We start from the raw sequence: 21,703 nt of genomic DNA on the forward strand, positions 1-21,703 counted from the left end.
TATTCAGCCGGACAACAGACGAGAACCCGCTGGAGGAGAACACCCATGGACACGCCCCTGGAAAACGCCGCCCTGCTGCTCATCGACATCCAGAATGACTACTTCCCCGGAGGTCGGTTCGAGCTGGACGGCGCCGACGCGGCGGCCGGCAAGGCACGGGCGGCGCTCGACTTCTTCCGTGAGCGGGGCCTGCCGGTCATCCACATCCGCCACGAGTCGCCGCAGCCCGGGGCCACGTTCTTCCTGCCGGGGACTCCGGGGGCGGAGATTCATTCCCGCGTCGAGCCCCGGCCCGGCGAAGCGGTGGTGCTCAAGCACTTCCCCAACAGCTTCCGGGAGACGGACCTCCAGGAGCGCCTCCGGGCCCTGGGCGTGAAGCACCTGGTCGTCACCGGGATGATGACGCTCATGTGCGTGGACGCCACGGCGCGCGCGGCGGCGGACCAGGGCTACGCGGTCACCATCCTCCACGATGCCTGCGCGGCCCGGAGCCTGGAGTTCAACGGCCAGCACGTCTCCGCGCCGCAGGTCCACGCCGCGTTCCTCGCGGCGCTCGGCATGGGCTACGGCAAGCTCGTACCGACGGCCGAGTTCCTCGCCCAGTCCGGACGCTAGCGCCAATACCGGTCAGTGAGGGCGGGGGCGTTTCACCCACTTCTTGTCGTAGTTGCTCATCTTTACAACTCGTGGGTAGCGCCTCTCGCTTCTTCGTTCCGGGAGTAGCAGCAGTCCCAGTGCCTGCGCAGGTCGAGCAGGTGCTCCGGAATCCGTCCGGGAGCCAGCGGCGGAGTCGACCAGACCAGCCATGCGTTGCGGATGAGCGACAGCGCATTGACGAAGCTGATGCGCGGCGGCTCCACGCCGGCCTCATCCGCGGCTCACTCCATCTCAACACGCACCAGCTTGGTAGGCCCATGCAAGGGCCACCTAAATGATCGGCATTGCACCTGGCGCGGAGGCCGCATCGGTGTCGGGCGTGGCGGAGCGGCTTGCCCGTTCATCCTCGCGAGCCGCGCTTCGCGGCGTAGCGTGCCCTCCTGGCATGGCGCTCAGGGGTGGGCGCCTGGTGCGCTCGTGATAGCGTCCCCGCATGAAAAGGGTTGAGTGCACGGAGGTGTTCCCCCGGTCCGCACCCGCGTCACCGCGCGCGGCGCCCACCATCGTCGCGAAGGACACGCTCCCCTTCGTCGAGTTCCTCGCCTTCGAGCCGCGAGGCTCGCTCCTGGTCGTCGAGTCCCCCGACCTCGCCCGTGAGCTCGGGCGGCTGCGGCGACGGAGCGGACCCCGCTTCGACCTCGAGGCCGAGCTCCCAGGCCTCATCGGCCCGGGGGCGCTCTCGCCGGACGGACGCTGGCTCCTCGCGGGAGGCGCGCGCATCGGCGGGCAGCATGCCTGCTGCCAGTTGATCGACCTGCACTCCTTCCAGGTCGTCCACACGCTGCCCATCATGCGGCCCTTCGTATGGGTCGACGACGCGCACTTCATCGCCCAGTCCCCGAACTGGAAGCTCGCGTTCCCGGACGGGAACCCGGTGAGGTCCGAGACGCGCAGGGTGGACCCGGCCCTCGCCGCCGCGCATCCCGCGCTCGTGACGCCGGAGCCGTCCCTGGTGAGGGTCTCCCTCGCCACGCTCACCTGCGAACCCCTGCTGCCCGCCTTGTTGCTCGACGAGGAGGTGAAGGCGGTCCTGTCCCCGGACCGAGACATCCTCTACTCCACCACCCATTACTCCCGCATCAGCGCGGTCCGACTCACCGACGCCCGGCTGCTGTGGCAGCGCCCGCCGTCTCGGAATGTCATCGACGGCACCGTCACGGACCTGGCGCTCGACCCCGCGTTGCACCGCCTGGTGACCGTTGGTGGCGGGATGAGCCATGACATGCTCGTGCTCGACGCAACGAGCGGCGAGGAACTCGCGCGCCACTCCTTGTCGATGCTCGCGCGCGGCCTGACGACGGGCCCGTCCACGCGAGGGGCCGCCCTCGGCTTCCGCGCGGATGGACTGGGAGTCATCGTCACCAACAACGGCCTCGTCATCGAACTCGGCAAGGAGGGGCGCTGGAGCGCGTACAAGGCCGGAAGCCGCGCGTTCCGCGCCCTCGCGTTCTCCCGCGATGGGGCCTCCCTGGCCCTTGGTGGAGGGGAGAAGAACCTGCGCGCCGTCCCGCTCCCTCCAATTGAGGCGCGCCCCTGAGCGCGGCGGCGCACCGGGTCCACCGCCGATTCGTTTCTGTGTTGCAAATCGCGTGTCCCCACGCTGTCCCAGGAGCTGGGACACGGGCTCTGGGTGGTCCTCGCGGAGGAGCTGGAGGGACTGGTCACCGGCCTGCATCCCGAGGACCTCGCGGAAGCCGGCGGGGCGTCTCCCGCCGACGCCTGGCTCCGGGCCAGAGCCCGAGCGCGACGCCGCGGATGTCACCGTTGCAGGCCGCGGACATCGACTTCCGCGTGAGTTGTAGTCCGCGGCCTACAGGCCCGGGTGCGCCTTCCTCGTCGGTACGCGCACTTGGCCGTGGGCCCGGTCCTTGCTCCTGGAGCTGTCCACATCCCCCACGTTTTTCCAGGAGTGGCTTCATGAGCGTCGGCCCCGCGAGTGGCAGTCGGAGCAGCGTCAACGAGCAGCAGGCGGCGGCACGACGCGCCGCCGAGGAGGCGCGTCGCGCGGCGGAGGCGGCACGACGGGCGGCGGAGGCCGCGCGCAAGGCAGCGGAGGCCCAGCAGGCGGCGGAGGCCGCCCGGAAGTCGAACACGGCCTTCGAGGGCCAGACGCGCCAGACGGACTTCGGCAAGCGCCTGGGCGCCGAGGCTCCGGCCACGTCGCTGCTCACCGAGGACGCCAAGGACGGACAGGTGAACTGCCTGGACGTCGCCGCCGACTGGGCCGACAAGGCCACCCCGGAGCTGCGCGCGAAGTCGGACATGGTCTTCCTGAAGGACACCCGCGCGGGCAAGGAGGGCGAGTCCGGCCACGTCGTCATCCGGCAGGGCGACAAGGTCCTCGACCCGACGACGAACAAGTCCTACGAGTCGATGGACGCCTTCAAGAAGGCGCAGCCGCACTACCAGGAGGCGGGCAGCCTCTCCGCCAGCAGCGTCAAGCGCATCCTCGACACGAAGCCCGGCTCGCCCGAGCGCGCCGCCGCCCTGGACAAGGCGAAGGTCCCCGCCGAGCTGCAGAAGATGATGGTGGCGGACGAGACCAGCCCTCGCAACCCGCGCGTGGCCGAGCGGGAGCTGGCGCAGACCTCGCTGACGGACGCGAACACCGCCCTGAAGGAGGCCAAGGATGCGGCGCAGAAGGCGGCGACGCTGCCGCCGGGGCCCGAGGCCGACCAGGCGAAGAAGGCGGCCCTGGACGCCGCCACCCGGGCGCTCGAGGCCCAGCGCAACGCGAACGGCGCCGCGAAGGGCGTGGGCGAAAAGCTGCCCTTCCCCGACGCGGACAAGGCCAAGGTGACGAACGCGGTGGACGCGGCCATCCTGCTCTCCCCCGAGGAGCAGACGAAGTTGTTCGGCGCGGCCCTGCCCGCCACCCCCGACGAGGCGATCCGCGCCAAGGCCCAGGAGGTGCTCGACGCCACCAAGGGCTGCTCGCCGAGCGGCCCCGGTGCCGCGGCGCTCCAGGAGGCGCTCGACGGCCCCTATCCCCCGGAGACCAAGAAGAAGCTGCTCGCGGCGCTGGCGCCGGGCCTCGGTGAGATGGCCAAGAAGGCCCTGTCGTTGGACCCGGGGCAGGACGTCCGCCCGATGCTGGATGCCCTGACCGTCGCCGCGAAGGCCGACCCGGCCTTGAAGAACAGCATCATCTCGGGACTGGCGGAGGGCGTCTCGACGAAGGGCCTCCCCGACGAAGCGAAGGAGGCCCTGTCCGGCCTGATTTCGAAGCCCGGAGGCGCGGAGCTGGGCGTCGGCCTCGCCCAGAAGCTGAGCGAGAGCAACAAGACGCTCGCCGTCGCCGACGTGTCCAGGGCAGTCAGCGGAGGCATCGAGACGGAGCGCAAAAACTTCGAGGAGAGGCAGAAGAAGGTCAAGGAGCTCGACGAGGTCCTGGCCAAGCACATCGGCGGGATGGGTGACTCCCTCACCGACACGCAGCGGGATGTGGCCATCCGCGACTTCCGGGAGCGTCACCAGGAGTACGGAGACCTCGAGGCGGCGGCCGGAAAGCTCCAGGGCGTCGTCGATGCGGGCCTGGCCTTCGAGCCCCCTGGCAGCGTGCGCGACCCCAACGCCAAGCGCCCTGAATGGGAGACGAAGCTTCGCAATGAAATCGGCGCGGTCAAGGAGCAGGTGCCCGACTTCATCAACACCAGCTCGGGTCAGGCGTGGCTCCAGAAGGAGCTGAACAAGCAGTTCGAGGGGCAGCCTTCTCCCGCCATGGAGCACTTGTTGGACGTGGCGAAGCTGGGCAAGTTGGGCTCGGACGTGGGGACCAAGATCGCCTCGGCCATGACGAGCGCGATTGGCGAGTTCGTGCTCCGGAAGGCCGCCAACAAGGACATGGAGGGCGCGAAGCGCCTCCTGGGCTCGCTGGAGCAGAAAGCAGCGCTCTTCGGTACGACTCCCGATCAAATGAAGAAGATCTGCGACGGCCTCAAGGCCGTGATGGCCGGCGAGAAGGATGCACAGACGAAGCTCTCGGACGACATCGGCGCAATCCCTGGGGGGCAGGCGCTCCGTGGACTGGGGATGGCTTGCACGCTCGTCCAACTGGTGGAGAGCGGCGGCAAGCTGGATGACGCCAAACTTTCGGAGAAGATCACCACCGCGGGAGACGCGCTGGCCCTCACGGGAGATGGCGCCGCGATGTTCCTCCGGATGACAGGGCCGGCGGCCAACGTCCCGGCGCTGTTGGGGCGGCTCTCCGGCGTCGGTAATGCCGTCGTCGCGGTGGGGGAGGGCTTCAAGGCCATCGAGGCCTTCAATGAGAAGGAATACCTCCAGGCGGGCTCCAAAACCCTCTTGTGCGGAGGGGGCCTCGGACTCGCCATGGCCTCGGTGGTGGCGGTGCCGCTCTGGGGGCTGGCGATCGCGGGCGGGGCCTTCGCGGTGGGCGCCCTCGGTTCCTTCGTCGCGGACGAGCTGAAGGAGGGCAAGGACAAGGACGACGTGAAGAAGTCCCTCGAGGCGGCGGGCGTCAAGGACCCGGTCGCCTCGGTCATGCTCGACGCCGACCCCAAGACGTTGAAGCAGCTCGGCAAGGACCTGAAGCTCCCGCCGGAGCAGGTCCAACAGCTCGCGGTGAAGTACCCCAAGCTGCTCGACACCTCGGCCACCGCGCTCACCAAGATGAAGGACATGATGGAGGCCTACGGACATCAGCCCGCGGAGCTCGTGGCGATGCTCGACGCCTACACGCAGGGGTCCAAGGACCCGGAGCAGGACATCGAGAACTTCGTGCGCAGGTGCCGTACCGACCTGACGAGGCCGATGAAGACCCGCGAGGACTGGGACCGGTTCTTCGACAGAGCCAAGTATCCCAATGGTCCGAACGTGCAGTTGGACAACCTGCGGCGCTACCTGGACACGAAGCCCTAGCGAACGGCTTCACGCGACGACGAGGCCCCACGCCCCGCGTGGGGCCTCCACGAGGAGGGGCCCAGGCTCCCCGCCCAGGCCTGGGCTCCTTCGGTTGTCGTCGCGCCACGCGGCGCTCCGTGGCGGCACGCCGGCATTGGCGCTAGAGAGGCACCTCGGGACGGGAGCACTGCCGGGCAAGACAGGGGACTGACGGCTTCGCGTAGGATGCCCCTGTGAACGAGCCAGAACCGTCTGACTTCGCGACGATGCAAGTCGCGACCCTGCGCGGACTCGCCGAACAGGCATTGCTCGCGCAGCAGGGTGAGGCAACGCTCGACGTCGAGGCGCTGAGCGCGAGGCTGCGAGAAGTCGTTGGGCGGGGCGGGCCTCCCGCGCTGGGCGAGGTCCTGCTGGGACTGCTTCAATCCCGGACGTTGACGCATGTGCGCGACCGCCGTGGACAGTCGTGTCGGAAGCTCGCGGTGGAGGCGCTGCGCTCACTCGATGTTCCCGAGGCACGCGAGGTGCCCGAGGAGGACCTGGCCTTCGCGAATGCCCGGCCTCCACGGCTCCCTCGCTGGCTGGTCCCCATCGCGGCCACGCTCACCGGGCTCGGCGGTGCCGCCGCCCTGGTGCTGGGGCTCATCCTTCCCGTCGTGGTGGATTTCCTCGCCAATCGCTACGGGTTCCCGCCCGTCGCCAATCTGATGGTGGGTCTGCTCGGAAGCGCGACCTTCTGGCGTGCCGTCAAGCTGGTCCTCAACGCGGAGAGCCAACCCGAGGACGTCCGGGCATTGATGCTGCTCGCGGCGGCGAGCGTCGTCCTCTTCTTGCTGGACCTCCCCTACTTCCTCAATGGAGGTCCCGGTCTCCTCATCGCGCCGCTGCTCGCCGGGGTTCCCTCCGCGCTGACGGCGCTGCTCCTCGGGGCCATGGGCGTTCGGCCCGCCTGGCGTTCGTGAGCCTCACCCAGCTTGGAGAAGACCGAGCTGGCGGAGCGGTGGGAGATGCGTTGATAGCGGGCATACGCCTCCACGAGCGCGGTGCGCATGGCCGTGGGCTCCGTGGGCCCATGCCGCGCCACGGTGGTGGCCAGCGCCTCCAGGAGATAGGCCTCCGGTGCCATCAGCGTTCGCGTGAGGGCGACGGGGCTCGCGCCCAGCGTCTTCAGCACCGGGCCAAAGAACTGCTCACTCATGCAGGCCAGGACGACGACGGGCCTTGGCGTGGCACCCGGCGGCGTGTCCACCTGGGGAGGCGCGCGGTCCATCAGCCGGTCATGTCCGGCCCACACCAACAGGTCGGCCTTGCTCGCGCCCGCCGCCGCCCGCAGGAAGTCCTCCAGCGCGGTGTCAATCCGGTCGCCTGCATAGGCATGGAGCCGCAGCCGCACGGGCCGCTCTCCCCTGGCGGCGGTCCGCTCCAGGACGAGCACGCGCAACACCGCGGACTCCGCCGGCCCCGCCTCGCGGCTCACCACCTTGAATCCCGAGGCCCGTGAGAGGAACCGCTCCGCGCCATACATCGCGCCCCAGTAGAGGTTCGTCTCCAGGGCACGAGGCGCGCCCGCCGGTGTACGACCGCACTGAATCAAGGCGTTGTCACACAGCGGGACGAAGACCTCGACCTCCACCGCCGCCACGGGAGGCACGGCGAGCAGGCTCAGCAACACGAGGGTCAGCAAGCAGGGCCTCCAGGGGTGACTCGAAGAGACACCCCCGGCCCTCCCAGCCGTTCCATCGAGCGTGAAGTTCGCCCACGCTCCTACCCGTCCGTCACTGCCACTTGTAGACGAGGCCCTGCGCGTTGAGGCCCCACACGGAGCCATCCCCCGCGGCGGAGATGTTGCGCAGCGCGCCGGGCACCTTCTGCCAGGCCGTCCCACTCCACTGGTAGACCTGGTCCGAGCCGTCCAGCGCCCAGATGTTCTTCACGTTGCCCACGGACACGAACGTCATTCCGGCGGGGATGTTCCAGGTCCACTTCGTGCCGTCCCAGCGGAGCACGCGGTTGGAGTCCGCGGGATTCGTCGCCCACAGCTCGCCATCAGCGCCCACGGAGAGCTGGCTGACGCAGCAGCCCTTCTTCTCCCACGCGGAGCCGGTCCACCGGAACAACGAGCCACCGGTGTCCAGACCCCAGGCCGTGGTCGCGTTGATGGCGGTGACCTGCTTCATGCCCGTGGGCATGTTCCAGGTCCACTTGTTGCCCGTCGCATCCCACTTCAGCACGCGCAGCGAGTCCGGGGGATTGGTGGCCCACAGCGTCCCATCCGAGGCCGTGGAGATGTTCGTCACCGTGCCGCCCATCTTCTGCCAGGTCGCGCCCGTCCACTTCCAATTGAAGCCCGCGGTATCAAGACCCCAGACGGCGTTCGCGCTCCCCACGGAGATCTGCTTGAGCGTCGCGCCCTGGGGGCCCGGCTGCAGCACCCACTGCTGCGTCGGAGACGCCAGCAGGTCACTCCACTTCATGGTGATCTTCGCATCCGACTGGCCCGCGAACGTCACCGTCTTGTCCGTAGTGTTCACGGTGATGCCGTACACGTAACGCGCACCCGGCTTCTCCCACTGCGCGACGACCTTGCCCGCGGCGTCGTACGCGACGATGCCCATGCCGACGCGGTTGTCCGTGTAGCTGAAGGCCCAGATGGTGTAGCCCTTCCACTTGATGACCGGACAGGTGGCGGCGGCCGCTCCGGTGCCAGGCCCCTGCGTACACGTGACCTTCATCCCGGAGGGAATCGCGGGCGCAGGCACGGGAGGAACCAGGACGACCACGGGAGGCGGCACCAGCTCGTCCCAGGTCATGGTGATCTTCGCGTCCGTCTGCCCGGCGAACGTCACCGTCTTGTTCGTGGGGTTCACCGTGATGCCATACACATAACGCGCGCCCGGCTTCTCCCACTTCGCCGCGAGCGCGCCCGTGGCGTCATACGCCGCGATGGTCATCCCGATGCGGTTGTCGCCGTAGCTGAGCGCCCAGTACGTGTAGCCGTCGTACTTGAGCACGGGACACGTGGCGGCCGCGGCCCCCGTGCCGGGTCCCTGCGTACAGGTCACCTTGGTGCCAGCGGGAAGCGCGGGAGGGGGGCTCGGCGGGACCTGCGCGATGGCGGGGAGCGGCTGCGCGACCGCCTGGGAGCTGGCGGTGACAGACATCAAGCCCAGACACAGGGCCGCGAGGTTCGCGAACTTCAATGAGGGGTTCATGGGGGCGTGTCGCTTTCGGGGGGTCGAAGTGACTGCGAACAGCCCGAGAGCAACAAGCAGGCCAGTCAGGCTCCATCCATTCCAGAGGGGCGAGGCCCACCCGATGCACGGGGTCGGGTGTGTCAAAAGTCGCTCCTCGCGCTTCTTGACGTGTCCGTTGACGTGTCAGCGCGGTGGGCCGTCTCGACAGCCCCTGGGTTGACCACATCTGCTTCTCCACGCCCACTCCCCCATGGCCTCACGGGTCATCGTCGGCGATGGTCCAGGGATGGGGCGAGCAGGACTTCGCTCCACGGTGAATCTGGAGAGCGCACCATGTCGCGTATCGTCGAGCTGTGGGATGCGTGGAGCGCGCGCCAGACACACGCGGGCCTTGGCGCGCTCTTCGGCGCGGAGCCACTCTCGCGAGAGCAACTGGAGCGCTACGAGGCCGCGTTCTGGCGGCGCGGGTTCGAGCTGCGGGGCGACCTGCGCGAGCTGCTCGAAGCACGGGGCCTCGTGTGGGTCTCTCCCATCGAACTCGACGACGGTGACGAAGCTCCAGGACTGCGCCTGCTCAGCGCGCCGAGGCTGCTCGACGAACACGACCGCCACCTGGAGCTGGCCGAACTCAACGGCGTGCCCCGTGCCGAGCAGTGGATGTTGTTCACGACGGAGCGAGACCTCGAGCCCGCATGGGCGCTCGATGCCCGCTTCGGAGGGATGAGTGGCCCGAGCGTCGGCCAGTACCATCAAGACCTCGTCTGCACCCAGCCCGTGGGCCCCACCGAACCGCTGCCGCTCGCATCCCCCGACGTCCACTCCTGGCTCGCCGAGAGGCTCCAGGACATCGAGGCCCGGTGGCGGAGCCTGCCGCGCGAGGGGCTCGAACAACGCATGCCCCCTCCCTCAGGCGCGGAGTCCTTCGAGGCACAGCAGGCAGCGGCCCTCACGGCGGCCGAGGCGCGCATCGCCAGAGGAGGGCTCCGCTGGGAGAAACTCGACGTCGACTGGCGCCGCGTCGCGAGCGGCACGCGCGACACCGCGCTGCTCCAGCGGGTCCTCGAAGGCGTGCGGCAGGACCGCCGTCGAGGACGCCCTGGCATTCCCTTCGACCTGATGGCGCAAGGCGTGGCCTGGCCCTGGGACTACCCAGGTCCGGGGCAGCTCGCGGCACGACTCGATGAACCGGAGCGAAGAAAGCTCATGGGCTGGGCCCTCGAACGCGCCGGTGCTCGCTCGCTCGGCGGTGAGGGGCTCCGCTCCGCGCTCGACACGTTGCACTCGGGAAGCCCTGGCTCCAGAGACCTGCTGCGACAGGTCTCGCTCGAAGGGTGGACGGAGCGCGCCATCAACCTCACGACCGCCGGGGGACGCGGTCGGCTCCTCGCGCGTGCCGCGGCACTCGCGATGTCGGACCCGACCGAGAACAACGTGGAGCGCGTACTGACCTTGTGCGCCTGCGTTGGTGCGGGGACGCATGGGGCGTGGAACCTGCTCGATGCATGGGACCACCTCGACGCGGTGCTGAACGGGCGGACCCTGCCAGGCGTCGAGGCACGGCTCACACCAGCAGTCCCTGATTCGGCGCTCGTCACCGAGCTGCGCGCCTGGTTGCTCGCGCACCCCGGTCCCCAGCGCAAACTCGCGGAGGAGCTGGGCACGGAGTGGGCACTCCGGCTGAGCGCCGCGTCACCCGTTGAGCATGAGCCCCTCACCCGCCTCCTCAAGAGCGCGCTCAAGTCCCCGAAGCTCACGGGCGAACTGGCGGCCCTGCTCGCGCGCCTGAACTGAAGCGAGGACAGGGCCTACCCGGAGCGCTACAAGGACCGCCATGCAAGAGCCCCGGCCCCCACGGACCCTCCACCGAGGCGACCTCTACTGGATGGAGTCCGATGAAGCGCGAGGGTCGATTCCCCCCATCCTGCATCCCCACCTGGTGATTCAGGAGGACGTCTTCAACCACTCGCGCATCCACACCGTGGTCGTCTGCGCGGTGACGTCGAACCTGAAGCGCGCGAACGAGCCGGGCAACGTGCTGCTCGACGTGGGTGAAGGCAACCTGCCCAAGCACAGTGTGCTGGTCGTGTCGCAAGTCTCCTCCGTGGAGAAGACGCGACTGGGCGAGTACATCGGCACGCTCTCCGCGCAGCGGGTGGAGCAGGTGCTCGCGGGCCTGCGATTCCAGCAGGCCGCGTTCTTCAACGGCCGATGACTCGCCACACGGACGACAGCCGCGCTCAGGGGCGCTTGCCACCAGCGGGCGCTCGGCGGTCCGCTTGCAGCCAGCGGCTCACTTCGTCCAGGTACTCACGCGGGAGCGCATGACCACTGTCGAAGGTCTTGTGCACCTTGCGACGAGACGGGGCCGCGTCGAACAGCGCACGGCTTTCCGCGACAGGGGCGAAGTCATCCTGGTTCGCCGTCAGCAGCAGCCAGTCCTGGTGAATCCGTGACATGTGTCGCGAGGGAGCAATCTCCTCCATCGTCGGCTCGATGTGGGGCGGCACCATCGTGACGAGGTGGGTGACACGAGGCTCACGCGCCGCGAGCACGAGCCCCACCTGGGCGCCCATGCTGTACCCGGCGACGAGCACCCTGGGCGGCTTGCCCTTCGCCAGCACGGCGGTGAGCAGCGCGTGGGCGTCCTTGATGGTGTCGGCAATCATCGCGATATACGGGCCGGGCTCGCCACGGTGAGCCTGCTTGGCGAGCGCCCCAGGCTTCGCCTCGGGGGTGGCCCGCTCCCCGTGTCGTCGCGCATCCATGAGATAGACGCGGTAGCCGGCCCGCAGCAGCGCGTCCTTCAACACACCGCCATGCGTGGGGGCCGCGTCCGACAGCCAGTCCTCCTTCTTCCGGGTGAGGCCGTGCAGGAGGATGGCCACTGGCGGGTTCGCCGCGCCGCCCTCGGGCTCCAGCACCTGGGTGGGGATGCGTTCTCCGTCCGCGCCCCGCACGTCCAGCGGGGCCCCCGGTTCGGCGGCGTGGGCCAGGGAGGCGGACAGCAGCAGCAGGCACAGCGAGAGCAGGCGAGTCATGTCGGGATTCCTCGAAGTGAGAGGCCCCGCCACCTTGCCAACGCCCACGTCAGCCACGCGTCAACGCCGGCTTGACCTCCGGTTGACGCGGCGACTGATAACCTGGGGCCCTCTCCTTCCAAGGTCCCCTGCCCTCCCGGGCATCCCCATGCGAGTGCTCATCGTCGAAGACAACCGCGACCTCCAGGCGAACATCGCCCGGTTCCTGGGAGCGGACTTCCAGTTGGACTTCGCCACCACGGGGCCGCAGGGACTCACGCTCGCGCTGGGCCATGAATACGACGTCATCGTCCTGGACCTGATGTTGCCGGGTTTGAACGGCATCGAGCTGTGTCAGCGCTACCGGGAGCTCGCGCCCCGGCTGGTCCCCATCCTGATGCTGACCGCGCGGGACACGCTCGAAGACAAGGAGGAGGGCTTTCGCGCGGGCGCGGATGACTACCTCGTGAAGCCGTTCTCCCTGCGCGAGCTGCGCCTGCGCCTCGAGGCCCTGGCGCGACGCCCCGTGCCTCCGAGTGGACGACGGCTGACGGTGGGACAGCTCACCCTGGAGCCGGACACCGGCTACACGCGGCTGGGCGAGCGCACCGTGCGCCTCAACAGGACGGAGGCGCTCATCTTGAAGCTGCTCATGGAGGCCGCGCCCAAGCCTGTCTCCACGGAGAAGCTGGCCCACCAGCTCTGGGGCGACGAGGCCCCGGAATCCAGCGCCCTGCGCACCCATGTCTATGCCCTGCGAGGCGCGCTCGCGGAGCTGGGGATGAGCCCCTCCATCACCACCCGACGCAATGAGGGCTACAGCCTGGATGCGCCCCAAGACTAGGTCGGTCCGAGGCCTCCTGCTGGGCGCCATGACGCTGTCCGCGGTGCTCGCGCTCGTGCTGATGGGAGCGTTCTTCACCGTCTTCAGCTACGACCTGGAGGACGCCATCTTCGGCCGGCTGGTGGCCACCGAGGCAGACCGGCGCCCGGGTGAAGCCAGCGTCGTCCCGTCCGGCATGACGACCTATGTCGGCCACGCCAGCCTGCCACCGTGGATCCAGGAGTCGGTGCCCAAGGACGCTCCACTCAGCGAGCGCGAGGTGTTCACCCGGGACCATGGCCACTTCCATGTCGCGGTGCGCCCGGACGAATCCCAGGGCCCCACGCGCTACGTGGTCTTCAACACGACGGAGCTGACGAGCACCACGCGCCATCTCCAACGGACAGCCAACCTGCTGGTGACCAGCGCCCTGCTGGCCCTACTGGGCGCCGCGCTGCTCTCGCGCATCGTCGCGAGACGACTCAGTCGTCCCCTGGAGCAGCTCGTGTCGCGGGTGCAAGCGGATGCGACCCCGCGCCCGGAAGAAGACGGCGGCATCGCCGAGGTGCGCGCGCTCGCGGCGGCCCTGCGCGACCGGGACACCCGCATCCAGGAGTTGCTGGAGCGCGAGCGGGCCTTCAACCGCGATGCGAGCCACGAGCTGCGCACGCCGCTGGCCGTGGCCCAGGGCGCGGTGGAGATACTGGAGCAGGACCCACCGTCGGACGTGGAGACCTTCGAGCGGCTGCGTCAGGCGGTCCACCACATGGGCCTGCTGACCGAGGGCATCCTCTGGCTGGCCCGCGCGGGCCGCACCGACGAGGACTGCGAGCTGGTGCGCATCTCCCGCGAGATGGCCGCGCTGTACGGCGGCCCCCGCCAGCGCGGCGACGTGGAGCTCGTCATCGAGGCGGAGGGCGAGGTCTTCGTGTCGCTGCCAGGGTCCGTGGCGCGGGTGATGCTGGGCAACCTCATCAAGAACGCGCTCGCCTACACGAGCCAGGGACGCATCGTCATCCACATCTCCCCCGACAGCTGGAGCATCCGCGACACGGGTGTGGGCTTCGGCCGGGTCGAACCCCGACACACGGGCTTCGGCATCGGACTGTCGCTCGTGGAGCGGCTGGCGCGCCGGTTCACCTGGGACATGGCCATCAGTCCCCTGGAGCCGCACGGGACGCAGGTGCGGCTCACATGGCCCCGCGAGACCTGACGGCCGCGCGCGTCAGGCGTCAGTCGTCGCGGACATTCCGGACGTCCGGCTTCTTGCAGCCCGGCGTCATGCACAGCCCGCCGGTGACGGTGCCGCCACCGAAGCCGGGCTGAAGGTCCAGTTGGCTCGCATGGATGCGAATCCGGACGAAGGGATGGCCACAGCCGAGGTCCTGGTCCAGGTCGGTGTCATGCGACTCCAGCACCAGCGGCAGCCCTCGAAGCTGGAGCGCGAGCGGCTTGCCTTTCACCTGTCGGGACACGAAGCGCTCGTGGCGCCATCTGACGAAGCCCTCCGGCAGCGGCCGCTTGACCTCATGCGCGTTCTTGAACTCGAGGAAGACACGCGCACGGGCCCTCGTCGAACGGGCCGGCTTCACGGCGCGGGCGAACAGCGTGGCCCTGTCACACGGCTCGCATTCGTAGAGCCGGAGGGTGCGCGCCTCCGTGTCGGTGTCGAGCGAGGGGATGTGGAACACCCGCGTCGGCTTCACGCGCCGATTGCACTCGGGACAGGCCGCCCGGGCCTTGAGGTCCTCGTCGGAGAGTCGCGCCGGCTGAACGTCCCAGCACCGGGCTCCCGTGAGGCCGAAGGGCGCGGGCAGGCGCCGAGCCTCCTCCGCGCGCTGGAGGATGACCTTCGGCAGGGCCTTCGAGCGCCTCAGCGCCTCGAACTCCCGAACGAGCCAGTCGCCATCCACGTCCTCCACCTCGGGTCGACGGCCATCCACCAGCCACTCGACCACGCCACGGGCCAGGTTCTGGAACGCATCTGGCACACGGTCCTCGGCGTCGGGGTCTCCCGCCTGCTTGAGCGCCGCCGCGAGCGCATGGGTGTTCGACTTCGCCTTCGCGCCCCGCCGCTTCAAGTAGTCCCCGAAACCAACGCCCGAACGAATCGCGCGCTCATCCAGGTACTGCTCGCCGCGCTTCAGCTCCTTCGCGGTGAGCAGGTCCGGAGCGACGTGCTGGAGGGCCGGCAGATACTCGTCGGGCAGCTCCACCCGGTCGCCACCGAAGCGCCGGATGAAGTCCAGGGCATGGGCGATGGCTTCTTGCTGGAAGGAGGCGGGCAGCGAGCTTCCACTGACTTCTCCCGCCGCCATCCAGCCCGGCTCATCGCGGACGACGGCCTTGACCTCCTCGAACAGGTCCCCCTGCTCCCTGGCCAGTCGCTCCAGGACCTTGCGTGCCGAAGGGCGAAGCTGGCGCACCAGGCCCACGCACCACTGCGAGAAGCTCCACTCGCCCGACATCCCCGGGAGGGCGTAGCGCTTCGGCCAGCCCTCGAGTTCGGACAGCAGCTCGACACGGCGCTTCATCTCGCGGCGGCTCAGCAGCTTGACGCCCGCCAAGGGGAGCAGCTCCTCGTGCGTCACCGCCTCGAACGCGTTGCGCGGTCGGAACACGTTCGCCAGGAAGACGTCCCCTTCGGGCAGCGGAATCCTCAGCTCCATCAGCCGGTCGCGCATGGGCCGCAAGCGCTCCAGGTCCTCGGGCCGAGACTCGATGCCGATGGGCGCGGTGAAGTCACGCTCGCAACTCGCGCAGGCCACGGCCTCTGGTGCGACGGGCACACCACACGCGCAGCGCAGGGCGTCTGTCCGGGGAGGAACGTACCGCAGCGCCGCTTCCCGGCGGTGCTTCCGCAAGGTGACGAAGTCGGTCTTCACACGCGGGTCGGAGTGACGCACGGACAGCGCGCGCTTCGTGCCTTCCCAGAGGAAGCACCGCACGTCACCGTCGAGCGCGAAGACCGCCAGCTCTCCCCGCCCACCCTTCCGCACGGCCAGGTCGAGGAGCGCCTCCAGGAACACGCGCTCCGCCGGAACCTCCGCGTCGGCCACGGCATAGCAGAGCTCGATGGGGCTGGAGAGCCATCCCAGGTCGACCAGCGGACGCTGACGCAGCTCTTCGAGGCGCTGGGCGACGGAGCGCTTCTGCCCCTCCAGCCGGCTTCGCAGCCAGGCCGCTTCCTTCCTCGGCGCGTTCTTGAATTCGATGCGGACCGCCAGCCCTGTCAGTCCCTTGATGTTCACGCTCACGCTCCCCGAAGTGAAACGCAGCCGCACGGATTACCCGATGGCAACTGTCACCGTCCATCCAAAGCCACTCACGTGCCGCCATCGCGGCGCGGGAGTGAAACCCCGGGAGGTGCCGTGCGCGTCGCACGAGGCTTCGGCATGGGCGCATGCTGACGACAGCGGCCAGGCCGAGGACCCTGCTCCATCCGCGTCACCACCAGACCCGAGTAGGTGTCCGCGTGCTCCTTCAAGTAGGTCACCAGGTCCACCTCCACCACCTCGCCAGCGAAGTGGTCACCGACAATCCACTTCCCGTTCCCGCTGTAGAGCCCGGTATGCCAGACCCAGACAGGGCGGCCCGACAGCTCGCCCACGGCAGCCTCCGCGGGATTGGCGTCGAACCCCACCAGCCACAGCACGTCACCGGGCAGGAGCCGGGACACCTCGAGCGAAGAGGACGCCATGGGGGACAGGCCCGACACCGAGGCCCCCAACTCCTCCGAGGGCACCGACACCGTGGGCAGCACGGAGAAGGACTTCCAGCCACAGCGCCCCACCCGCTCGGCGGCGTAGAACAACACGCCCTGGCAATCGAGCCCCGCGCCGCCCTCCCGCAGGCGCCCACCCAACACATAGGGCACGCCCAACACCTCTCGCGCGGCGAGCACGAAGCGCTCCGCGAGCCGCACCCGCTCCTCGCGGGGAGTCTCCACCTGGGCATGCACGCGGAGACTCAGCCCCAATCCCATGGCAAGAGCCCACCGAGGAATGAATCCTCTCAGGCTCGCGCCGAATCCCTTGCACTCGAAGGCCATGTCCGGAGCGTGGCACGTCGCGCGGCGGCGCCGCAAAGCGACACACGCGCGGCACATCCCCGGCGCCACGGAAACGCGGGCGGCTTTGACACCGGCTGCCGCTCACGCGTTCCCAGCAACGCGGCTAGAGAAACTTGTCCCAGCCGGTCTTGAACCAGTTCTTCACGGCGTCGGCCCTGTCGCCCCAGCTGTTCCCATGGGGTCCGGCGATGTCGATCATCCCGTTGACGCCTCGGGCCTTCAGGTCCTCGGCGGCCTTCACGGGGTCCTTCGAATCGCCCCACACCGAGATGGTGCCGGCGGCGGGGCTCCCAGCGGGCAGGAAGGTCTTGATGGCCTCGTCGGTCAGCTTGTCGTGACGCACCACGAAGGTGGCGGGCCCGCCCAGCTCTTTCGCCAGGTCGACCATCTTCTGTGCATCCGTCCCCTTCACGTCTCCCCCGGTGGGCGGGTTGATGGCCAGGATGGCATTGGGGAAGCGCTCGCGAATCTTCGGCCCCCACTCCTGCATGTCCTCGAAGCCCAGGTTGAGCATCAACCGGTCCTCGGAGATGCCCACCTTCTCCAGCTCGTCGAGGACGGCCGGCATCTGGTCGGCCTCCTTGATGTCGAGCTTGAGTCCGCGCCCGGACTCCTTCCCCATCGTCAGCCACTCGTTGAGGGTGAGGTTGTCCCCATCCTCGTGGTTCTTGTCGTGGCGCATCTCCGGAGAGTCCTTGTTGATCTCCTTCCGGACGTCACCCTCGAACCAGTTCGCGCCGCTGTTCAGCGCGTCCTCGAACTGCTCCTTCGTGTTGGTGCGATGCGCGTTGCGCGCCTCGGAGAGCGGCTGGGTCCCAGACCAGGTGTTGTCCACTGGTGCGGGGGACTCGGCGGACTTCGCGCTGGCGGTGGTGGCCTGGAAGCTGTCCACCTGGGAGTGGCCCTTGGCGACAGTCGCCGGAGCGACGGCCTTCACTTCGGGCGCCGGGGGCGGAGGAGACGGCTTGGGGAGCGGGACGACCCTGGGACCAATCCGACCGCCGTGCTCAAAAGGCATGGTGCATCCTCCGATTCTCAATTGTCGGGGAATGGCACGAAAAGGTGCTTGGGATGCGCCGCCCCCGCCGCTCACAGGTGAAGGACACCGCTCGCCGGCTGCGCGCGGGCCTTCACAGATGCGGCCGCGATTGCGCCCCGCCACGCCCCTAACCTTCTCCTCGCGCTGAGACGTCCACCCCATTCAGCGCCGGGAGAATCGACGTGTCCCACTTCCTTCCCACCCGCAGGGCCCTCCTCGCCGGCGCCGCGGCGACCACCGCCGGATTGGCGCTCCGGCCCGAACTCGCACGGGCCGCCCCCGCGCCCAGGCGCGCGCCGGGCGAGGACCCCGTCCGCCTCTTCTCCAACGAGAACCGCTACGGCCCTTCTGAAGGCGCGAAGCGAGCCATCCGCGAGTCCCTCCACCTCAGCAGCCGCTACGCCACGACCGACAGCGTCAATGCCCTCAAGCGCCTCATCGCCGAGCAGGAGGGCCTGACGCCCGAGCACGTCCTGCTCACCGCGGGCTCCTTCGAGGCGCTGACGATCATCGCGGCGGAGTACGCCTCCGGTGGGGGCGGCGTCGTGTGCGCGGACCTGACCTTTCCCGTCCTCGCCAACTACGCCGAGCGCGTCGGAGGGAAGGTGCAACGCGTTCCGCTCGACGCCACGCTGACGCATGACCTTGCGGCCATGGAGGCCCGCGTGGGCGCGGGCACCAAGCTCGTCTCGGTGTGCAATCCCAACAACCCCACGGGCACCGTCGTCGACCCGGCCCGCTTGCGCGCCTTCTGCGAGGCGGTGTCTCCCCGCGCCACCGTGCTGGTGGACGAGGTGTATCTGAACTACCTGGAGCCCGCGCCGGGCCAGTCCATGGTGGACCAGGTGCGCGCGGGAAGAAGCGTCATCATCGCCCGCTCCTTCTCCAAGATTTATGGGCTGGCCGGCATGCGCGTGGGCTACGCCCTGGCCCAGCCCCAGGTCGTCCAGCGGCTGTCCGAGCTGCGGATGTCCCTCCCCAACTCCACGTCCATCATGGCCGCGACGGCGAGCCTCCAGGACAAGCCCTTCCTCGCCCGCATGCGCAAGCTCACCGCCGAGTCTCGCGAGGTCACCACCCGCGTCCTGGACGAACTGGGGATGAAGTACATCGCGGGCCACGGCAACTTCCTCTGGATTCCGCTGACCCGGCAGCAACTGGACCTGCCCGTGCGCTTCGCCCCCCATGGCTTCCACCTGATGACGAACCCGAACGTCCCCATCTCCCTGGACGACTCCGCCTTGCGCCTGACGCTGGGCACGGTGGAGGAGATGCGCGCGTTCGGAACGCTCCTGCGCTCCATGCTGAAGACCTGAGAGCAGACAGACAGGCGCACGCATCCCCGAGGCGCTCGCGCGTCGTCGGGCTGGATTCACTCTGGTAGGTTCCCGCGCATGAAACACCGCCTGGCCCCCGCTCCAGCGTTCTGGACCCTGCAGCTCGGGGGCTGGGGGCTCTACGCCATCCTGCTCATCATCACCTTCTATCCGGCCATCAACGCGGATGGCGGCGCGCTGCACCTGGTGGTGGCCAAGGCGCACCGCGCGCTGTACGGCCTGGCGCTCACCAGCGTGATGAGGCTGGCCTACCGGCGCCTCTTTCCAGGCACCTTCCGGCGGCAGACGCTCTGGGCCATGGTCACCAGCGCGGCGTTCGGAGTCCTCTGGACGGTGCTGGGTGAGCTGTGGGCCATCTGGCTCTATCCCACGTACGACTGGCATCGACACCAGATGTCGCTTCCCCGGCTCTCGCTGGAATACGGCGTCACGCTGCTGGGCTGGAGCGGGCTCTACTTCGGAATCAAACACGCCCGAGCCTGGCAGGAGGAGCGCGAGCGCGCCCTGCGAGCGGACACCCTGGCGCAGGAGGCGCGGCTCGCGTCCCTGCGTCACCAGATGCACCCGCACTTCCTGTTCAACGCGCTCACCTCCGTGCGCGCCCTCATCGGGGAGGACCCCGCCCGTGCGCGGCGCATGGTGACGGAGATGGCGGACTTCCTGCGCTTCTCGCTCCAGAAAGGGGACTACCCACATGTCCCGCTGGAGGAGGAGTTGTCCATGGTGCGCAGCTACCTGAGCATCGAGTCGGTGCGCTTCGAGGAGAAGCTGGACGCGAGCCTCTCCGTGGAGCCCGGCACCGAGCAGCTCACCGTGCCCGCGTTCCTCATCCAGCCGCTGGTGGACAACGCGGTGAAGCACGGCCTCGCGTCCGGCGTGCTGCCAGTGCGCGTACGTGTGCGGGTGACGCGGGTGCGGGACGTACTGCGCATCCAGGTGGACAACACCGGCACGTGGGCGCCCGCGGCGCGCGAGCTGGGCCCCCAGGGCACGGGCACCGGGCTCCGCAACGTGCGCGAGCGACTGGCCCACCTCTACGCGGACCGCGCGAAGCTGGAGACGTCGGAGACGGAGGGCTGGGTCCACATCGTCGTCGAGCTCCCCGCCATGGAATGGACCCCGATACTCGCGGAGGAATCGCATGACGCTGCCCCTGCGCGCGTTGCTCGTGGATGACGAGCGGCTCGCCCGAGTCGAGCTGCGCGAGATGCTGTCATCGTCTCCCCATGTGAAGGTCGTGGGCGAGGCGGACAGCGTGAAGTCCGCGCTGGAGCGAATCGAGGAGCTGCGGCCGGAGCTGCTCTTCCTGGACGTGCAGATGCCCGGAGAGGGTGGCTTCGAGCTGCTCGCCCGCCTGCCCGAGCGGCCATTCCAGGTGATTTTCGTCACGGCCCACGACACGCACGCGCTGCGGGCGTTCGAGGTCAACGCGCTGGACTACCTGCTCAAGCCCGTGCATCCGGACCGGCTGGCGCGGGCCGTGGAGCGACTGGTGGAACGGGAGCAGGGTAAACCGGCGCCCGCGCAGGGCCCCACCCGCCAGAAGCTCACCGAGGCGGACGTGTTGTTCCTGGAGAACGGCGCGAAGTCGCGCTTCGTGCGGGTGGAGCAGCTCGTCTGCCTTCGCGGCGCGGGCGACTACGTGGAGCTCGTCACGGCGGACGGCCAGTGCACGCTGTCGCCGCGCCCCTTGAAGGAGTGGGAGCTGCGCCTGCCGGAGCGGACCTTCGCGCGCATCCACCGCTCCGCGCTGGTCAACCTGACCTACGTCGAGCGCGTGGACCGGGGCTTGAGTGGCGGGGGTGACGTCTACCTGCGCGGGCTGGAAGCGCCTCTGCCGCTCAGCCGGAGCCATGCGTCGGCGCTGCGCGAGCGGTTCGGCTGACCGGCTGCGCCCGTGAGCGCGCGGCGACTACCTGCCGCGCTGCTCCTGCTCGCGACAGCGCTCCACGAAGTCCAGCACCTCGCGCGACACGGAGCCCTCCGGCAGCGCGAAGTAGCGCGAGACGATATCCACGGTGGCGATGTACTCCGGCAGGTTGTAGCCGTAGAAGACCAGACGCCCGAGCCGCGAACCCTCTCTGGCGCTCAGGTGCTCGCTCAGCGTGGAGCACGCCAGGTCCACCGACTCACGCAGCGAGAGCCCTCCGGTGCCAGCCCCCAGGGCGACCATGGCCACGGAGAGGTCCGCTTCGTCCAACTGCTCCAGCGTCTCCCACAGCTTCACGCAGGCCGCGCGGATGCGCTGCGAGTCCGGGAACGAGCCCCCGTGAATGCCCTCGCGATAGTCCATCACCGCGACGTGGGCCACCCACTTGGCCGTGGGGTGCGCGCCCGCCTCCGTCACCAGCACCTCGCCTGGCGACATGGGTCCACCGAAGCGCGCATTCAGCGCCGCGAGGATGTGCTCCTGGAAGCCTTCGCCGCACGCCCGGCGGATGGCGCCGGAGACACCCGAGCCGAGCTGGCCATTCGTGTTGGATGCATTGACGAGCACCCGCTCGCGTCCGCTCACCAGACTGCCTTGCACCACTTCGACAGACGACAGCCGTGAGCCCACGTCAGGGCTCTTCAACACCACGTTCGACAAGCGCATGCACGACCTTCCCAGGTCCACTCAAGACAAGCGGGACCCGCCAGAGCACCGGCCGGTCCCGCGAAAAAATTGTAAGGGATTCCGGTGGAGCGGACCTTGGGCCCG

Annotated in this window: 19 protein-coding genes; 11 read left to right on the forward strand and 8 right to left on the reverse strand. The window is 69.1% G+C overall.

Annotation, left to right across the window (positions count from 1 at the left end; all coding sequences use genetic code 11):
• Positions 1–45: 45 nt before the first annotated feature.
• Positions 46–615: a cysteine hydrolase family protein gene (locus HUA75_RS22635; RefSeq protein WP_141641449.1), complete on the forward strand. Its 570-nt coding sequence runs from the start codon at positions 46–48 to the stop codon at positions 613–615.
• A gap of 62 nt (positions 616–677) precedes the next feature.
• Here the strand turns inward: HUA75_RS22635 and HUA75_RS22640 are convergent, their stop codons facing one another.
• A complete protein-coding gene (locus HUA75_RS22640) occupies positions 678–860 on the reverse strand; it encodes a hypothetical protein (RefSeq protein WP_174487584.1) in 183 nt (60 codons plus the stop codon).
• A 230-nt stretch (positions 861–1,090) separates the two neighbouring features.
• On the opposite strand from HUA75_RS22640, the gene HUA75_RS22645 reads away from it, so the two are divergent.
• The 3 genes from HUA75_RS22645 to HUA75_RS22655 all read left to right on the forward strand — a co-directional run bounded on the left by HUA75_RS22645 (position 1,091) and on the right by HUA75_RS22655 (position 6,482).
• Positions 1,091–2,194 (forward strand): hypothetical protein, encoded by a 1,104-nt coding sequence (locus tag HUA75_RS22645; RefSeq protein WP_174487585.1) that lies wholly within the window; start codon positions 1,091–1,093, stop codon positions 2,192–2,194.
• 380 nt (positions 2,195–2,574) lie between these two features.
• Complete coding sequence (locus tag HUA75_RS22650) at positions 2,575–5,538, forward strand: hypothetical protein (protein WP_174487586.1); 2,964 nt, start codon at positions 2,575–2,577, stop codon at positions 5,536–5,538.
• Positions 5,539–5,753: 215 nt separating this feature from the next.
• On the forward strand, positions 5,754–6,482 hold the full coding sequence (locus tag HUA75_RS22655; RefSeq protein WP_217446231.1) for a hypothetical protein: 729 nt from the start codon (positions 5,754–5,756) through the stop codon (positions 6,480–6,482).
• On the opposite strand, the gene HUA75_RS22660 is transcribed toward HUA75_RS22655, so the two are convergent.
• Together HUA75_RS22660 and HUA75_RS22665 are read right to left on the reverse strand one after the other, a co-directional pair.
• On the reverse strand, positions 6,365–7,204 hold the full coding sequence (locus HUA75_RS22660) for a hypothetical protein (protein WP_254627710.1): 840 nt from the start codon (positions 7,202–7,204) through the stop codon (positions 6,365–6,367). The two genes, HUA75_RS22655 and HUA75_RS22660, sit on opposite strands and share 118 nt — an antisense overlap.
• 91 nt (positions 7,205–7,295) lie before the next feature.
• Complete coding sequence (locus HUA75_RS22665) at positions 7,296–8,732, reverse strand: tectonin domain-containing protein (RefSeq protein WP_174487588.1); 1,437 nt, start codon at positions 8,730–8,732, stop codon at positions 7,296–7,298.
• A gap of 315 nt (positions 8,733–9,047) precedes the next feature.
• Here HUA75_RS22665 and HUA75_RS22670 point away from each other — a divergent pair, with 315 nt between their 5' ends.
• Together HUA75_RS22670 and HUA75_RS22675 are read left to right on the forward strand one after the other, a co-directional pair.
• The gene (locus HUA75_RS22670; RefSeq protein WP_174487589.1) at positions 9,048–10,505 is read left to right on the forward strand and encodes a hypothetical protein; all 1,458 of its coding nucleotides are present in this window, start codon (positions 9,048–9,050) and stop codon (positions 10,503–10,505) included.
• A gap of 40 nt (positions 10,506–10,545) precedes the next feature.
• Complete coding sequence (locus tag HUA75_RS22675) at positions 10,546–10,926, forward strand: type II toxin-antitoxin system PemK/MazF family toxin (protein ID WP_174456358.1); 381 nt, start codon at positions 10,546–10,548, stop codon at positions 10,924–10,926.
• 25 nt (positions 10,927–10,951) lie between these two features.
• Here HUA75_RS22675 and HUA75_RS22680 read toward each other — a convergent pair whose 3' ends face one another.
• Entirely contained in the window at positions 10,952–11,752 is an 801-nt protein-coding gene (locus tag HUA75_RS22680; RefSeq protein ID WP_174463956.1) for an alpha/beta hydrolase, read from the reverse strand.
• A 148-nt stretch (positions 11,753–11,900) separates the two neighbouring features.
• On the opposite strand from HUA75_RS22680, the gene HUA75_RS22685 reads away from it, so the two are divergent.
• Positions 11,901–12,575 (forward strand): response regulator transcription factor, encoded by a 675-nt coding sequence (locus tag HUA75_RS22685; RefSeq protein WP_141641457.1) that lies wholly within the window; start codon positions 11,901–11,903, stop codon positions 12,573–12,575.
• The gene (locus HUA75_RS22690) at positions 12,559–13,767 is read left to right on the forward strand and encodes a HAMP domain-containing sensor histidine kinase (protein WP_254627711.1); all 1,209 of its coding nucleotides are present in this window, start codon (positions 12,559–12,561) and stop codon (positions 13,765–13,767) included. Before HUA75_RS22685 ends, HUA75_RS22690 begins: the two co-directional genes overlap by 17 nt.
• Positions 13,768–13,786: 19 nt before the next feature.
• Here HUA75_RS22690 and HUA75_RS22695 read toward each other — a convergent pair whose 3' ends face one another.
• The 3 genes from HUA75_RS22695 to HUA75_RS22705 all read right to left on the reverse strand — a co-directional run bounded on the left by HUA75_RS22695 (position 13,787) and on the right by HUA75_RS22705 (position 17,644).
• On the reverse strand, positions 13,787–15,805 hold the full coding sequence (locus HUA75_RS22695) for a hypothetical protein (RefSeq protein ID WP_217446287.1): 2,019 nt from the start codon (positions 15,803–15,805) through the stop codon (positions 13,787–13,789).
• Between the two features lie 74 nt (positions 15,806–15,879).
• On the reverse strand, positions 15,880–16,539 hold the full coding sequence (locus tag HUA75_RS22700) for a hypothetical protein (protein ID WP_174487590.1): 660 nt from the start codon (positions 16,537–16,539) through the stop codon (positions 15,880–15,882).
• 190 nt (positions 16,540–16,729) lie between these two features.
• Entirely contained in the window at positions 16,730–17,644 is a 915-nt protein-coding gene (locus tag HUA75_RS22705) for an FAM151A/B family protein (RefSeq protein WP_174487591.1), read from the reverse strand.
• A 203-nt stretch (positions 17,645–17,847) separates the two neighbouring features.
• On the opposite strand from HUA75_RS22705, the gene HUA75_RS22710 reads away from it, so the two are divergent.
• The 3 genes from HUA75_RS22710 (at position 17,848) to HUA75_RS22720 (ending at position 20,887) form a co-directional block, all read left to right on the forward strand.
• Positions 17,848–18,981 (forward strand): histidinol-phosphate transaminase, encoded by a 1,134-nt coding sequence (locus HUA75_RS22710; RefSeq protein WP_174487592.1) that lies wholly within the window; start codon positions 17,848–17,850, stop codon positions 18,979–18,981.
• A gap of 78 nt (positions 18,982–19,059) precedes the next feature.
• Positions 19,060–20,178 carry a sensor histidine kinase gene (locus tag HUA75_RS22715; protein WP_141641461.1) on the forward strand — a complete coding sequence of 373 codons (1,119 nt, stop codon included), beginning with the start codon at positions 19,060–19,062 and terminating at the stop codon, positions 20,176–20,178.
• Positions 20,144–20,887, forward strand: coding sequence for a LytTR family DNA-binding domain-containing protein (locus HUA75_RS22720; protein ID WP_141641462.1), 744 nt, complete (start codon positions 20,144–20,146; stop codon positions 20,885–20,887). The genes HUA75_RS22715 and HUA75_RS22720 overlap by 35 nt, the downstream gene beginning before the upstream one ends.
• A gap of 27 nt (positions 20,888–20,914) precedes the next feature.
• Here the strand turns inward: HUA75_RS22720 and HUA75_RS22725 are convergent, their stop codons facing one another.
• Positions 20,915–21,598 (reverse strand): macro domain-containing protein, encoded by a 684-nt coding sequence (locus HUA75_RS22725; RefSeq protein ID WP_174487593.1) that lies wholly within the window; start codon positions 21,596–21,598, stop codon positions 20,915–20,917.
• Between the last annotated feature and the right edge of the window lie 105 nt (positions 21,599–21,703).

The organism is Myxococcus sp. CA040A (assembly GCF_013336725.1).
GTDB classification, from domain to species: domain Bacteria; phylum Myxococcota; class Myxococcia; order Myxococcales; family Myxococcaceae; genus Myxococcus; species Myxococcus llanfairpwllgwyngyllgogerychwyrndrobwllllantysiliogogogochensis.

Bases quoted from the DNA above. Each gene is read 5' to 3' on its own strand.
- HUA75_RS22675 (WP_174456358.1), top strand. From the start codon at position 10,546: ATGCAAGAGCCCCGGCCCCCACGGACCCTCCACCGAGGCGACCTCTAC.
- HUA75_RS22700 (WP_174487590.1), bottom strand. From the start codon at position 16,539: ATGGGATTGGGGCTGAGTCTCCGCGTGCATGCCCAGGTGGAGACTCCC.
- HUA75_RS22665 (WP_174487588.1), bottom strand. From the start codon at position 8,732: ATGAACCCCTCATTGAAGTTCGCGAACCTCGCGGCCCTGTGTCTGGGC.
- HUA75_RS22705 (WP_174487591.1), bottom strand. From the start codon at position 17,644: ATGCCTTTTGAGCACGGCGGTCGGATTGGTCCCAGGGTCGTCCCGCTC.
- HUA75_RS22690 (WP_254627711.1), top strand. From the start codon at position 12,559: ATGCGCCCCAAGACTAGGTCGGTCCGAGGCCTCCTGCTGGGCGCCATG.
- HUA75_RS22670 (WP_174487589.1), top strand. From the start codon at position 9,048: ATGTCGCGTATCGTCGAGCTGTGGGATGCGTGGAGCGCGCGCCAGACA.
- HUA75_RS22725 (WP_174487593.1), bottom strand. From the start codon at position 21,598: ATGCGCTTGTCGAACGTGGTGTTGAAGAGCCCTGACGTGGGCTCACGG.
- HUA75_RS22680 (WP_174463956.1), bottom strand. From the start codon at position 11,752: ATGACTCGCCTGCTCTCGCTGTGCCTGCTGCTGCTGTCCGCCTCCCTG.
- HUA75_RS22685 (WP_141641457.1), top strand. From the start codon at position 11,901: ATGCGAGTGCTCATCGTCGAAGACAACCGCGACCTCCAGGCGAACATC.
- HUA75_RS22635 (WP_141641449.1), top strand. From the start codon at position 46: ATGGACACGCCCCTGGAAAACGCCGCCCTGCTGCTCATCGACATCCAG.
- HUA75_RS22715 (WP_141641461.1), top strand. From the start codon at position 19,060: ATGAAACACCGCCTGGCCCCCGCTCCAGCGTTCTGGACCCTGCAGCTC.
- HUA75_RS22645 (WP_174487585.1), top strand. From the start codon at position 1,091: ATGAAAAGGGTTGAGTGCACGGAGGTGTTCCCCCGGTCCGCACCCGCG.
- HUA75_RS22650 (WP_174487586.1), top strand. From the start codon at position 2,575: ATGAGCGTCGGCCCCGCGAGTGGCAGTCGGAGCAGCGTCAACGAGCAG.
- HUA75_RS22720 (WP_141641462.1), top strand. From the start codon at position 20,144: ATGACGCTGCCCCTGCGCGCGTTGCTCGTGGATGACGAGCGGCTCGCC.